A 13,442-nucleotide genomic window follows, 5' to 3' on the forward strand; every position below is an offset into this window, starting at 1 on the left:
GGAGTCGGTCATGGTACCCACGGGAGCCTACGGAACCTGGCCGTCGCCGATCGACGCGGCACTCGCCGCCTCGCACGACGGGCGACCTGAGTTCCTCGGCATGATCGGCGACGAGGTGTGGTGGACCGCGCCGCGCCCCACCGAGGGCGGCAGACGTGCCCTGGTGCGCCGACGGGCCGACGGCGCGGAGGAGTCGGTGCTCCCTGCCCCGTGGAATGTACGCAGCAGGGTCATCGAGTACGGCGGGCACCCCTGGGCCGGAGCCCGGCGCCCCGACGGCGGGCCCCTCGTCGTCTTCGTGCACTTCCCCGACCAGCGGCTGTACGCGTACGAGCCGGACGCACCGGAGGCCGCCCCGCGCCCGCTCACCCCCCTGTCCCCGGTCGGCGGCGGACTGCGCTGGGCCGACCCCCAGCTCCTCCCGGAGCGCGGCGAAGTCTGGTGCGTGCTGGAGGAGTTCACCGGCGAGGGACCCACCGACGTGCGCCGGGTGATCGCGGCCGTGCCCCTGGACGGCTCGGCGGCAATGGACCGTGCGGCGGTACGGGAACTCTGCGACGACCGGCACCGCTTCGTCACCGGGCCGCGGCTCTCACCGGACGGGCGGCACGCCGCCTGGATCGCCTGGAACCATCCGCAGATGCCCTGGGACGCCACCGTCGTCATGCTCGGCGAGGTGAGCGACGACGGTCCCTTCGGCGAGGTCCGGCCGGTCGTCGGAGACACGGACGAATCGGTGTGCCAGGTCGACTGGGCCCCGGACGGCTCGCTCCTCTTCGTCTCCGACGTGAGCAACTGGTGGGAGCTGCACAGGGTCCGGCCGGACGCGCTCCGGCCGGGCGCGGGGCCGGGCTTCGTGCCGGGCACCGGCCTGTGCCCCGGCCGCGGGGAGGAATTCGGCGGGCCTCTGTGGAAGATCGGCCTCAAGTGGTTCCACCCGCTGGAGAACGGACTGATCGCCGTCATCCACGGCAAGGGCACCACCGCCCTCGGGCTGCTCGACCCGGAGACCGGTGAGCTCGTCGACGCCGCGGGGCCCTGGACCGAGTGGGCGTCCACCCTCGCCGTGCACGGAGACCGGGTCATCGGAGTCGCGGCCAGCCCGCGCAGCGCGTACGAGGTTGTGGAGCTCGACACCCGCACCGGGCGGACCCGGGTCATCGGCTCGGCGCACGACGACCCGGTGGACCCGGTGTACTACCCGGAGCCGCAGATCCGCACCTTCACCGGCCCCGACAACCGCGAGATCCACGCCCACATCTACCCGCCCCACAGCCCCGACCGGATCGCTCCCGACGACGAACTGCCGCCCTTCGTGGTGGCGGCGCACGGTGGCCCCACTGGTCATGTACCGCTCGTCCTCAATCTGGAGATCGCCTACTTCACCTCGCGCGGCATCGGCGTCGCCGTGGTCAACTACGGCGGCTCCACCGGGTACGGCCGCGAGTACCGCGAACGGCTGCGCGAGCAGTGGGGCGTCGTCGATGTCGAGGACTGCGCGGCCGTCGCCGAGACCCTGGCCGCCGAGGGCACGGCGGATCCCGCGCGCCTGGCCATCCGCGGTGGCAGCGCCGGCGGCTGGACCACCGCGGCCTCCCTCGCCACCACCGGCATCTACGCCTGCGGCACCATCATCTATCCAGTTCTGGACCTGGTGAGCTGGGCGGACGGCGAGACCCACGACTTCGAGTCGCGGTATCTGGAGTCGCTGATCGGCCCGCCCGACGAGGTGCCCGGCCGTTACCGCGAGCGCTCCCCACTCCAGCACACCGACCGCATCGGCGTGCCGTTCCTGCTGCTCCAGGGGCTCGACGACGTGATCTGCCCGCCGGTGCAGAGCGAACGTTTCCTGGCGCAGATGGCGGGCCGCGGCATCCCGCACGCCTACATCGCCTTCGAGGGTGAGGGCCACGGCTTCCGCCGGGCCGACACCATGGTCCGTGCGCTCGAGTCCGAACTGTCCCTCTACGCCCAGACCTTCCGCATCGTCCGCCCCGATGTCCCGCTGCTGGAGCTGAAGAAGTGACCCTCAGGCCCCTGACCCGGCCGGAGCGACTGAGGCCCGGGGCCAAGGTCGCCGTCGTGTCCACCAGCGGTCCCGTCCCCGGCGACCGGCTCGAAGCGGGCCTGGAGATCCTTCGCGGCTGGGACCTGGATCCCGTCGTGATGCCACACGTCCGGGACCGGCACCTGCGGCTCCCGTATCTCGCCGGGACCGACGAGGACCGCGCCCGTGATCTGACCCGGGCGTGGTGCGATCCGTCGGTCTCGGCGGTGATCTGCGCACGCGGCGGATACGGCGCGCAGCGCGTGGTCGACCTGCTCGACTGGAGTGCGATGCGCGCGGCCGGTCCCAAGATCTTCATCGGCTACAGCGATGTCACCGCACTCCATGAGGCCTTCGCCGTCCGGGCGGGCCTGGCCACACTGCACGGGCCGATGGCCGGCGCGCTCACCTTCCTCAAGGACGAACGCACCCGGGAGTCGCTGCGCGCCACGCTCTTCGAGCCCGAGTCGGTACGCACCCTGGGCCTCGAGACCGCCCGCACCATGGTCCCCGGCCGGGCCCGGGGCGTCACCCTGGGCGGCTGTGTGAGCCTGCTCGCGGCAGAACTCGGAACCCCGCACGCCCGGCCGTCGGCCCGCGGCGGTCTGCTGCTGATCGAGGACGTGGGCGAGGAGGACTACCGGCTCGACCGGATCCTCACCCAACTGCTGCGCTCCGGATGGCTGGAGGGCGTCGCGGGCGTCGCTCTCGGATCGTGGGAGGAGTGCGGTCCGTACGAGAAGCTACGGGCGGTGCTGCTGGACCGGCTCGGCGGCCTGGGCGTGCCGGTCGTGGAGCACCTGGGCTTCGGGCACGGGGCGCCGGCGCTGACGATGCCGTTCGGGGTGGCAGCGGTGCTGGACGCGGAGGCGCGCACACTGACGCTGGACGAGCCGGCGCTGCGGTGAGGGGTAGGGGGTGCGGGGGTGCGCCTGCGGCGGGCTTTCCCCTCCCCGCCCTCCCCCAGACTCCGTCCGGGGGGACCCCCAACCTCTCCGCGCCTCAAACGCCGGCGGGGCTGGATTGTGCGGCAGGGCCGCATATTCAGCCCGTCCGGCGTTTGAGGACATGCGGCCGAAGGTCGCATATGGGGTCCGGGGCGAAGCCCCGTTGGGGTCTGGGGGCTTGCCCCCAGTTCGGGAAGGGGCGGGTGGGGAAAGCCCGCCGCAGGCGCCACGCTCCCCGGACGCGGACTAGCCCGCCGACAGCGCCGCGTACCCGGGACGGATCACCTCGTCGATCAGGCGGCGCCGCTCCGGCAGCGGCAGGAACGCCGACTCGACCGCCGCCACGGTGAACTCCTCGAAGACCTCGGGCCCGTAGCCGAACGCGTGCACCATGTGCCGGAACTCCTGGCTCATCGTGGTGCCGGAGACCAGCCGGTTGTCCGTGTTCAGCGTGATCCGGAAGCCGAGGCGGCGCAGCAGGTCGATGGGGTGCGTCGCGTAGTCCTTGGCGGCGCCCGTCTGGAGGTTGGAGGTCGGGCAGACCTCCAGAGCGATGCGGTTGTCGCGTACGTACGCGGCCAGGTGGCCCAGGTCCGCGGTGCCGTCGTCGTGCACCGTGATGTCGTCGGTGATGCGGACGCCGTGGCCGATACGCTCGGCGCCGCAGATCTGCACCGCCTCGTGGATGGACTCGGCGCCGACCGCCTCGCCCGCGTGGATCGTGAAGTGACAGTTGTGCCGCTTCAGATGCTGGAAGGCGGGCAGATGCCGGGACGGCGGGTTGCCGATCTCGCCGCCCGCGATGTCGAAGCCGGCCACCCCGCGCTCGCGGTGGGCGACCGTCAACTCGGCTATTTCCAGAGAGCGTTCGGTGTGCCGCATACCGGTGAGCAGGGCGCGGACCGTGATCCGGCCGCCGCTGCGGCGCTCGCCCTCGCGGAAGCCGGCGTTGACCGCGTCGACGACCTCGTCGAGGGTCAGGCCGCGCTCCAGGTGCTGCTCGGGGGCGTAGCGCACCTCTGCGTACACGACCCCGTCCGCCGCCAGGTCCTCCGCGCACTCCGCCGCGATGCGCTCCAGCGCCTCGCGGGTCTGCATCACCGCGCAGGTGTGGGCGAAGGTCTCCAGGTAGCGCTCCAGGGAGCCGGAGTCCGCGGCGTCGCGGAACCAGACCGCCAGCTCGGCCGGGTCCTCGGTGGGCAGCTCGCGGTAGCCGCACTCCCGGGCCAGCTCGATGATCGTGGCGGGGCGCAGACCGCCGTCCAGGTGGTCGTGGAGGACCGCCTTGGGTGCGCGGAGGATGTCAGACAAGTGCATCCCGGGAGTGTACGGCACGTCCCGGGAGGGTGCCGTGACGGGCGTCTCCCGCGCTCGGCCACCCTCAGTTCGACTGGAGGACGGGCAGGGCGGGCGCCCCGGTCGGCAGCATGTGCTTGGCCGCCAGGATCGGGGTGTCGTCGACCCGCACCACCTGGGTGACCAGCACCGCAGGGGTCTCGGCCGCCCGGCCGAGCTGCTCGCCGCGCCGCTGTCCGAGCAGCGTCGCGCTCACCCCGCTGTGACCGGTGAGCGTCACCCCGCGGGATGCCCCGACCAGGACGGCAAGCATCGAGACGGCCGGAGCAGGCGCGGCCCGCAGCGCATCGGCGAAGGCCGGATGCACCAGATCCAGCACCCCCTCGGCGGCCGCCCACTCGTGGCTCAGTGCCGCCGCTGTGCCCTCCCCGGCCAGCAGCGACTCCCAGAAGCGCAGCTCCGCCCCGGCCGGGGCGAGCAGATGCTGGGTGGTGAAGTCGGTGGGCTCCTCCACGGCTCGAAGCAGTGGCCGCACCCGCAGCGGTGAGCCGGTGGACAGCAGCTCTTCCAGCGGCTGGATGTGCTCGTAACCGCGCCGCGGCGGGCGGTCGTTGACGGTCCGGCCCACTCCCCGGCGTACCGAGAGCAGCCCGTCTTCCTGGAGCAGCAGCAGGGCCTCGCGCAGGGCCGGTCTGCTGACCCCCAGCTCGGCCGCGAGCCGGGGCTCGGACGGCAGGGTGGAGCCGGGCGGATAGGTGCCTTCGTGGATGGCGTCCGCGATCCGCTCGTACAGAATGACGACCGGCCTCCGCTGCTGCCCGCTGACTGCCACTGACCCTCCTCGGCTCACTTGTCAGCAAGCTATGCGAGCCGCGGCGGCGTGGCAATGTTCAACGGATCCTGGGCGAGCTGCGGTTTCGCGGTTCTGTGAACGTCACCGCCGCGTCATGCGGCTGTAGGTCCCCATCTGCAGCGGCCCAACTTGTCAGACAAGATCGAATCGCATCACCCGTACGGCCCGCTCCGCCACCCTCATGGGACCAGGACCCGATTAGGCTGGCGTGATGGCCGAGACCTCCTCCGCCTCCCCGTACCTCACCACGGGCCCACGGGTCGGCATCCGCCCCTACACATACGAGGACGGCGAGGAATTCACCGAGCTGGTGCGCCGGAGCACGGAATACCACCGGCCCTGGCTCTTCCCGCCCGCCACGGCCGAGACCTACGCCATGTACGCGCAGAAGCTCATCGAGGACCCGACCAAGGCCGGATTCCTCGTCTGCGAGCGGGAGTCCGGCGGGATCGCGGGCTTCATCAACATCAACAACATCGTCGCGGGTGGCTTCCGCTCAGGGGCGATCGGCTACGGCGCCTTCGCGCACGCCGTCGGCCGCGGCCTGATGGGCGAGGGCCTCGGCCTGGTCGTGCGATACGCCTTCGGCGTCATGGGCCTGCACCGTCTCGAGGCCAATATCCAACCGCTGAATGCGGCTTCCATCGGGCTCGTGCGCGGTGCGGGCTTCCGCCTGGAGGGCTTCTCGCCCGCCTTCCTCTTCATCGACGGCGCCTGGCGCGACCACGAACGCTGGGCGATCACCAGCGAGATGCTCGACCGCTGACTTTGCCGAAGCCTGACCGAAGTCTGACCTGCGGAGCCCCTGGTCAGGGCGGCGACCTCCGTGTTCCATGGTCGTCATGACAACCGTGCGGCGTACCGTACTGACCCTGCCGGCCGCCCCCGTGGGGCCGCCGAATCCGCTGCCCGCACTGCGTCCCCTCGATGAGATGCACGCCATCGACGAGCGCGCCAAGCAGGAGCTGCCGCGCGAGATGGCTCGGCAGATCGGGTACGAGCCACTGCGCACGCTGCTGCCGGTGCGGGTGCTCGACGGGTACGGCCGCCGGCGCACCGAGACCCCACTCGACGCCATCGTGATCGAGAACGAGCGGTTGCGGGCGACAGTGTTGCCGGGCCTCGGCGGCCGTATCCACTCACTGCACCACAAGCCGACCGGGCGTGAACTCCTCTACCGCAACCCCGTGTTCCAGCCCGCCGACTTCGCGCTCAACGGCGCCTGGTACTCCGGCGGCATCGAGTGGAACATCGGCGCCACCGGCCACACCACGCTGTCCTGCGCACCGCTGCACGCCGCCGTCGTACCCGCGCCCGACGGGGGCGAGATGGTCAGGCTCTGGGAGTGGGAGAGGCTGCGCGATCTGCCGTTCCAGGTCGATCTGTGGCTGCCCGAGGGCTCCGACTTCCTCCATGCCGGCGTGCGGATACGCAATCCTCACGAGCGGCCCGCGCCCGTCTACTGGTGGTCCAACGTCGGCGTCGAGGAGCACGAGACGACCCGGGTGCTCGCACCCGCCGAGGAGGCCTGGCACTTCGGATACGAGCGCAGCCTGCGCCGGGTGCCCGTGCCCGAATTCCGGGGCGCGGACCGGACGTACCCCCTGCGCAGCGAGTATCCCGCCGACTACTTCTACGAAGTGCCCGCCGAGGCCCGCAAATGGATCGCCTCGCTGGACGCGGACGGCCACGGCCTCGTCCAGACCTCGACCGACGCGCTGCGCGGTCGCAAGCTCTTCCTCTGGGGTTCGGGTCGCGGCGGACGGCGCTGGCAGGAGTGGCTGACCGAGCCCGGCACGGGAGGTTACGCGGAGATCCAGGCGGGGCTCGCGCGCACCCAGCTGGAGCATGTACGCCTCGACGGGGGCGGGGAGTTCAGCTGGCTGGAGTCGTACGGACCGCTCGCCGCCGACCCCGCGGCCGTCCACGGCGAGGACTGGGACGCGGCGCGCGCCGAGGTGGAGACCCGGCTGGCACAGGCGCTGCCACGGGAGGCGGTGGACGCCGCGTACGAGGCGTGGCGGCCGTGCGCGGACACCGAGCCGGGCGAGCAGCTCGCCACCGGATCGGGCTGGGGAGCCCTGGAGGTGCTGCGCGGCGGACACAAACTGCCCGGCACGCCCTTCGACGAGTCGACGCTCGGTGAAGAGCAGGCGCCCTGGCGGGAGTTGCTGAGGACCGGCGTCTTCCCGGCGCCCCGCAGGGTCGTTCCGCCCGGCCCCTCGCTCGTGGCACCGCACTGGCGCGACATGCTGGAGACCGCGCCCGCCGAACCGCTGACCGAGTACCACCTCGGTGTCGCCCAGTGGCACGCGGGCGACCTCGCCCAGGCCGTACGCAGCTGGGAACGCGGCCTCGGACTCGCGCCCTCCCGCTGGCCGTTGCTGCGCTGCCTCGCGGTCGCCGACCTGGAAGGCGGCCAGACGACGCGCGCCGCCGACCGCTACGCCGAAGCCTTCGACGACCTGTGCCAGGAGCGCCGCGACGACGGCGCGACGTGGACGTCGGCGACGGCAGCGCTCGGCCGCGAAGCCATCGCGGCCCTGCTCGCCGCCCGCCGCACCGCGGAGGCCCGCGCGGTCTGGGACCGGCTGCGTCCGGCGGTCCAGCAGCGCGGCCGCTTCCGGCTCGTCGAAGCCCAACTCCTCGTCGCCGAGGGCCGCAAGGGCGAGGCGCGCGCGATTTTCGACGCGGGCTTCGAGGTGGCGGACCTGCGGGAGGGCGCGGAGATCCTCGAAGAGGTGTGGTCCCGGATCACCGACGAGCCGCTGCCCGAGGCGTACGACTACCGGATGCGTCCGTCAGGGGGCTGAGGGCGGCGACCGCAGGTCATTCGGCGGCCTTGCGGTCGACGTACTCGAACACCGCACCGTCCGGGTGCACGGCGATCAGATTGCGGCCCACCGGGGTCGGCACCGGACCCGCGACGACCCTCGCGCCGGTCTCGGAGAGCGTGGCGTACGCCTCGTCCACGTCCTTCACCGCGATCGTCGCCGTCACCTTGCGCAGCACCTCCAGCTCCGACTCCGGTCCGCTCATCAGCAGGAAGCAGCCGACGGCCGCCACCGAGACCCCGCCGCGCTCGAAGCGCAGGGGCGTGGCTCCGGTGAGCCGCTCGTAGAAGGCAGCCGCGGCCTCCAGGTCGTCGACGCAGATGCGAAGCGTGGTTCCGAGGATCTCCATACGAGCGAGCGTAGTTCGCGGCGGCGGGCGGCGAAATCGATTGCCGGATTGTCATACCCGGCAGAGGACTTCGCCGTGCGGAACCATGAACCAGGCGTCGTCCTGGTGGCCCCATTCCCGCCAGCCGTCGGAGACCGCCGCCAGTTGCTCCGCAGTCGCATGCCCGCCGTCGACGGCGAGCCGCGCGTACACCGACGCGGTCGTACGGTCCGCCCACAGGCCACTCCACCAGGCGCGCTCGTCGGGCCCTGCGAAACACCAGGCCGCGGCGGACGCGGTGATTTCGGTGAAGCCCGCCGCCCGGGCCCAGGACAACAGCCGGCGGCCGGCGTCGGGCTCGCCGCCGTTCGCGCGGGCGACGCGCCGGTACAGCCGCTGCCAGTCGTCGAGCGCGGGGAGCTCGGGGAACCAGGTGAACGCGCCGTAGTCGCTGTCGCGCGCCGCGACGATGCCGCCGGGGCGGCAGACCCGCCGCATCTCGCGCAGCGCCTGCACCGGATCGCCGACATGCTGCAACACCTGATGGGCGTGGACGACATCGAAGGAGTCGTCGGGATAGTCCAGTGCGTGGACGTCGGCGACCTCGAAGCGGACGTTGTCGAGGCCCCGTTCGGCGGCGGTCTCGCGCGCCTGGACCAGTACGTCCTCGGCGGCGTCGACGGCTGTCACCCGGCCCGGCGCCACCAGCTCGGCCAGATCGGCGGTGATGGTGCCCGGACCGCAGCCCACGTCCAACACGTCCATACCCGGCCGGAGTTCCCCGATGAGATATGCGGCGGAGTTCGCGGCCGTCCGCCAGCGGTGAGAACGCAGCACCGACTCGTGGTGCCCATGGGTGTAGACGGCGGTCTCCTTCGGCATGGCCGAACTCCTTCTCCGGAAGCGGGTACGGCAACCGTACGCCGCGGTCCCGCATGACGAGACCCGTGTCTTGTCATGTGGGACGAGCCTGCGTCAGGAAGGCCGGGGGCTCATGGCGAGGTCCGCCTGCCAGCGCACCTCGCCGTCCCGCACCCGGTCGGTGGGCCTGAGGCCGGCCGCTGCGGCGACCGCCGCCGACGCGAGATGGTCCGAGTGCACATGGGCGACGGCCGTGTGCACCGACCGGTCCGCGAGCCAGCCGACGAGCGCGCGTGCCGCCTCGGTGGCGACACCCCGGCCCTGCCAGGGCGTGCCGACCACCCAGGCGACCTCGGCCGTGCGGCCGTGTCCCGAGGGGCGCACCGTCGCCTGGACGGTGCCCGCGAGACAGGACTCGGCCCGGAGGCTGATGACCCAGTTGCACCAGGACACGGCGGGATCGGGCGCACCTGCCAGCATGCGGGCGTACCGCGAACGCAGGGCTTCGACCGTGTCGGGCGCACCGCCGATGAAGGTGTGCAGGGACGGATCGGCCAGGGCCTTCGCCATCTCGTCCGCGTGCTCGACGGCGAGCGGCAGCAGCACCAGCCGTTCGGTGCGGATGAGCTCGGAGGCGAGGCGTGGCAGCAGCGGGCGCCGGTAGCGCAGCTTGATCAGCGGGAGGCCGGAGCTCGTGTCCACCTCCACGGCGCCGTCCTGGCGCCAGCCGGACGCCTCGTAGAACCGGCGTGCCCGGTCATTGGCCTCCAGCACCCACAGCGTGGCCCGGGTGAAGCCCGCCTCCGTGAACTCGTCGACGACGGCCGCCAGCAGGCTTGAGCCGACTCCGGAGCCCCACACCTCCGGCAGCGCGTACAGCATGCCGATCTCGGCGGTGCCCGCGGTGCGGCCCGGTGCGTACGAGGCGAAGGCGACGATCCCCTCAAGGGTCTCGGCGACCAGCACACCGGCGCCGGGTCTTCGGGGCTGGGTGAGCCGTCCCGTCCAGGTCAGCGCCTCACGCGCGGGATCGAGCGAATCGAGATGCTCCTGAGGCACGAGACCGGAGAACGCCGCCTGCCAGGACCGTACGTGGACCGCGGCGATCCCCGGTGCGTCATGCGTCTGCGCGCGGCGGATCTGCATGTGCTCATGGTGCGGGACGCAGGCCGAGCCCGTCGATCCGGTTTCCGTGCGAGTCCCGCGAGTGGACGGGCTTCAGAGCAGGGCCTGCGGGCGGTAGACGGTCAGCACCTCGACCTGCTTGTCCACCACCAACTCCCGTGGCGCTGCGGTCACTTCACCGTCGTATGCCAGCGGCGTGCCCGGCGCGAGCCCGGAGATACGCAGCTGGTGCAGCTTCTGCGCCGCGTGCACCGGCGAGCGGCTCAGCGGGCCGGCGAGCGCCGCGGCCAGCAGCCGCAGCCCCGGCCAGCGGCCGCCGTGCACCACGCGCACATCCAGCAGGCCGTCGGCCAGATACTGGCGGTTGCCGGGCGTCGGGCCCACCGGCTGGTAGATGCCGTTGCCGGCGAACAGCATCCACATCGGGCGGCGGCGGCCCTGAACCTCGGCCTCCAGCGGGTGTTCGCCGCGCAGCACCCGTGCCGCCGCGAGCACCCCGGCCGGCCAGCCGCCGATACGCGGCGACCAGCGCTCACGGATGCGCACCAGCTCCGGATAGACGCCCAGGCTGAAGGTGTTGAGAAAGTGGCCCGGTTCGGCGCCGCCCCCGGGTCCCGGGGTGAAGCGCCCCAGGTCGACGCGGACGGCCTCGCCGCCCGCGAGGGCACGGCAGGTGTCCTGGACCGTTTCGATGCCCAGGTCGTACGCGAAGTGGTTGAGCGTGCCGCCCGGGAAGACGGCGAGCGGCACACCGCGCGCGGCGGCGAAAGTCGCCGCCCGGTTGACGGTTCCGTCGCCCCCGAGGATCCCCAGCACCCGGCCGCGTCCGGCCGCCTTCTCCAGCTCCGCCGCCAGCTCGTCGGGGCGGCACTCCACCAATTCGGCGAGCGGTAGCAGCTCATGCACCAGCCGGGCCGAATCCGCCGAGCCCGCCTGCCGGTTGACCACGACCACCAGGCCATCGCCGTCGCGCAGCGCGGGTGCGTCGGCATGCGGCGGGCCGGGCGGTGGAAGCTGCGAACGGGTCGGCACCGCGCCGCGCAGCGCGAAGGCTGCACCCACTCCCAGCGCCGCGCCCACCAGCACGTCGCTCGGATAGTGCACGCCGGTGTAGACGCGCGAGAACGCGACAGACGCGGCCACCGGCGCGACGACCGCGCCCCAGCTCTTCGACTCCAGCGCCACGCCGGTCGCGAAGGCCGCCGCCGAGGCGGCGTGCCCGGAGGGGAAGGACGTCGTGAACGGCTGCCGCTTCAGCTGCCGTATCACGGGCACCGCGTCGAGCAGCGGCCGTGCTCTGCGCACCGAGCGCTTGCCGATGGTGTTGATGGCGGCGGAGGCGAGCGCGAGAGACGCCACGCCCCGTACCGCGGCTCGCCGAGAGCGCGTTTCCAGGGTTCGTGGCCGGCGTGGGCCAGGGGGCGTTGGTGGTTGCTGCCCGGTGGGTGGTTTCGCGAGCGAGCCCGCTACGCGCCCGAGCGCGGCAATCCCGGCGGCCGTGCCGAGCCAGAGCAGCCCGTGGTTGGCGCTGCGGCTCAGCCGAGGCAGCACCGGCTCCGCGAGTGGCCAGTGCCGGGCCGCGACGGCGTGGTGGACCTGCCGGTCCCACGCGCCGAGCAGCGCCGTGACCCGGGCGCGGACCTGCGACATTCCCTGTGTTTGAGCCTGTGCGTGAGCGTCTGACATGGAACGCGGGTACCCGGTGGACGGCGCCGCCACGCAGGAGGGGACCCATTCACCCACCAGGAGGCGGCCCGTGCGGGGTGTCGAGCCGGTGGTCCGCCACCCGGTCAGCGTCGCCCGGCACCGTCGTCCAATGCCCGGCAGATCGCGACTCCCGCGCGGCGAGCTCGCGCAAACCTCCGTATAAAGGGCTCGTGGGCCGGTGACCGGTCCTGGGGACACGCGGAGGTGACGGCACATGCAGCGGACGGCACCGGAAGACCGTGGCCGTGTCCGTTACGGACCGCCCGCCCCCGAGTCCGGACTGCCCGTGCTGCCCGAGCTCGTCGATGTGCTCGCGGCCGCGTCGGACCGCGCCGTGGGGGAGCCGCCGGGCGGCGGCCCCGAGCTGCGCGAGGCGGCCTGCGGCTACTGGTGGCGGCGCGGGCTGCGCTCCCGGCCCGAGGAGGTGGCCGCGGCTTCCGGCGCGCAGCCCCTGCTGCTCGCCCTGATCGGGGCGCACGACGGCGATGTGCTGATGCCGCGCCCGTGCCCCGCCTGGTGGACTCCGCAGGTCCGGCTGCTCGGCAGGCCCGCCTACCATGTGCCGACCCCGGCGGAGTGCGGCGGTGTGCCCGACCCGTTCGCCCTGCTCGAGACCGTACGCAGAGTCCGCGCCGAGGGAGGCATGCCCCGGCTGCTGCTGCTCTCAGTCGCCGACGACCCCACCGCGACCGTCGCCCCGCCCGAGACCGTGCGCGAGGCGTGCGAGGCCGCCGTCGGTGAGGGGCTGCACATCATCAGCGACGAGACCTGGCGCGACACCCTGCACCGGCCCCACGAGACGGTGCTGCTCAGCCCCGCGGAGATGTGCCCCGAGGACGTGACCATCATCAGCGATCTGGCCGGAGCGCTCACGCCCCCATCCTGGCCGGTTGCCGTCGCCCGCTTCCCCCGCACCGACGAGGGCGCGCTCAGGCGGGCCAGGACCCTCGACTTCCTCACCGCGCTGGGCGCGGTCGTCGCCGAACCGATCGCGGTGGCCGCGACCCACGCGCTCGACGAGCCCGGTCCGGTCACCGAAAGGGCCGAGCGGGCGGCTGCCCTGCACGCGCGCGTGGCCGCGGAAGTGCACCGCGCGGTGCTCGCCTCCGGGGCCCTGTCCCGGCCGCCGCAGGCGGGCCGCCATCTGTACGCCGACCTCGGGCCGCTGCGCTCGCAACTCGCAGACCGGGGTGTGAACGACTCCATGGAGCTCGAGGAGTATCTGAGCGACCGCATCGGGACGCCCGTACCCGGCGGACACCGGTTCGACGACGAGCTGGGGGCGCTGCGGGTACGGCTGGCCACCGGGCCGCTGCTGGGTTCGACTCCCGAGCAGCGGCAGGAATCACTCACCTCACCGGCACCTCTGGAATTGCCGCACGTGGCGGGGGCGTTGAGCATTCTTGGAACGGCCTTCGACGAACTGCGTTGAACGGAGCCCCGG

General features: G+C 72.7%; 11 protein-coding genes and 1 pseudogene. 5 read left to right on the forward strand and 7 right to left on the reverse strand.

Going from position 1 to position 13,442, the window contains the following annotated elements:
- Positions 1 to 10: 10 nt before the first annotated feature.
- Both OOK40_RS19020 and OOK40_RS19025 read left to right on the forward strand, forming a co-directional pair.
- Complete coding sequence (locus OOK40_RS19020; RefSeq protein WP_266483026.1) at positions 11 to 2,026, forward strand: prolyl oligopeptidase family serine peptidase; 2,016 nt, start codon at positions 11 to 13, stop codon at positions 2,024 to 2,026.
- Positions 2,023 to 2,955, forward strand: a complete 933-nt coding sequence (locus OOK40_RS19025) for an LD-carboxypeptidase (RefSeq protein ID WP_266483029.1) — start codon at positions 2,023 to 2,025, stop codon at positions 2,953 to 2,955. The genes OOK40_RS19020 and OOK40_RS19025 overlap by 4 nt, the downstream gene beginning before the upstream one ends.
- 285 nt (positions 2,956 to 3,240) lie before the next feature.
- Here OOK40_RS19025 and OOK40_RS19030 read toward each other — a convergent pair whose 3' ends face one another.
- Together OOK40_RS19030 and OOK40_RS19035 are read right to left on the reverse strand one after the other, a co-directional pair.
- On the reverse strand, positions 3,241 to 4,311 hold the full coding sequence (locus OOK40_RS19030; RefSeq protein WP_266483033.1) for an adenosine deaminase: 1,071 nt from the start codon (positions 4,309 to 4,311) through the stop codon (positions 3,241 to 3,243).
- Positions 4,312 to 4,375: 64 nt separating this feature from the next.
- Positions 4,376 to 5,122 carry a GntR family transcriptional regulator gene (locus tag OOK40_RS19035; RefSeq protein ID WP_266483036.1) on the reverse strand — a complete coding sequence of 249 codons (747 nt, stop codon included), beginning with the start codon at positions 5,120 to 5,122 and terminating at the stop codon, positions 4,376 to 4,378.
- Between the two features lie 232 nt (positions 5,123 to 5,354).
- Between OOK40_RS19035 and OOK40_RS19040 the strand changes: the two genes are divergently transcribed.
- Together OOK40_RS19040 and OOK40_RS19045 are read left to right on the forward strand one after the other, a co-directional pair.
- Complete coding sequence (locus tag OOK40_RS19040; protein ID WP_266483040.1) at positions 5,355 to 5,909, forward strand: GNAT family N-acetyltransferase; 555 nt, start codon at positions 5,355 to 5,357, stop codon at positions 5,907 to 5,909.
- Between the two features lie 67 nt (positions 5,910 to 5,976).
- Positions 5,977 to 7,956, forward strand: coding sequence for a DUF5107 domain-containing protein (locus tag OOK40_RS19045; RefSeq protein ID WP_266483043.1), 1,980 nt, complete (start codon positions 5,977 to 5,979; stop codon positions 7,954 to 7,956).
- A 16-nt stretch (positions 7,957 to 7,972) separates the two neighbouring features.
- Here the strand turns inward: OOK40_RS19045 and OOK40_RS19050 are convergent, their stop codons facing one another.
- The 5 genes and pseudogenes from OOK40_RS19050 to OOK40_RS19070 all read right to left on the reverse strand — a co-directional run bounded on the left by OOK40_RS19050 (position 7,973) and on the right by OOK40_RS19070 (position 11,941).
- Complete coding sequence (locus tag OOK40_RS19050) at positions 7,973 to 8,326, reverse strand: VOC family protein (protein ID WP_266483046.1); 354 nt, start codon at positions 8,324 to 8,326, stop codon at positions 7,973 to 7,975.
- A gap of 51 nt (positions 8,327 to 8,377) precedes the next feature.
- Positions 8,378 to 9,187, reverse strand: coding sequence for a class I SAM-dependent methyltransferase (locus OOK40_RS19055; RefSeq protein ID WP_266483049.1), 810 nt, complete (start codon positions 9,185 to 9,187; stop codon positions 8,378 to 8,380).
- A gap of 93 nt (positions 9,188 to 9,280) precedes the next feature.
- Positions 9,281 to 9,814 carry a GNAT family N-acetyltransferase gene (locus OOK40_RS19060; protein ID WP_266484424.1) on the reverse strand — a complete coding sequence of 178 codons (534 nt, stop codon included), beginning with the start codon at positions 9,812 to 9,814 and terminating at the stop codon, positions 9,281 to 9,283.
- A 27-nt stretch (positions 9,815 to 9,841) separates the two neighbouring features.
- Positions 9,842 to 10,312, reverse strand: a pseudogene (locus OOK40_RS19065) (N-acetyltransferase family protein); the annotation flags it as partial.
- A 72-nt stretch (positions 10,313 to 10,384) separates the two neighbouring features.
- Complete coding sequence (locus tag OOK40_RS19070; protein ID WP_266483051.1) at positions 10,385 to 11,941, reverse strand: bifunctional phosphatase PAP2/diacylglycerol kinase family protein; 1,557 nt, start codon at positions 11,939 to 11,941, stop codon at positions 10,385 to 10,387.
- Positions 11,942 to 12,212: 271 nt separating this feature from the next.
- On the opposite strand from OOK40_RS19070, the gene OOK40_RS19075 reads away from it, so the two are divergent.
- A complete protein-coding gene (locus OOK40_RS19075) occupies positions 12,213 to 13,430 on the forward strand; it encodes an aminotransferase class I/II-fold pyridoxal phosphate-dependent enzyme (protein ID WP_266483053.1) in 1,218 nt (405 codons plus the stop codon).
- Positions 13,431 to 13,442: the final 12 nt, after the last annotated feature.

This window comes from Streptomyces sp. NBC_01481 (genome assembly GCF_026339995.1).
Taxonomy (GTDB): Bacteria; Actinomycetota; Actinomycetes; order Streptomycetales; family Streptomycetaceae; genus Streptomyces.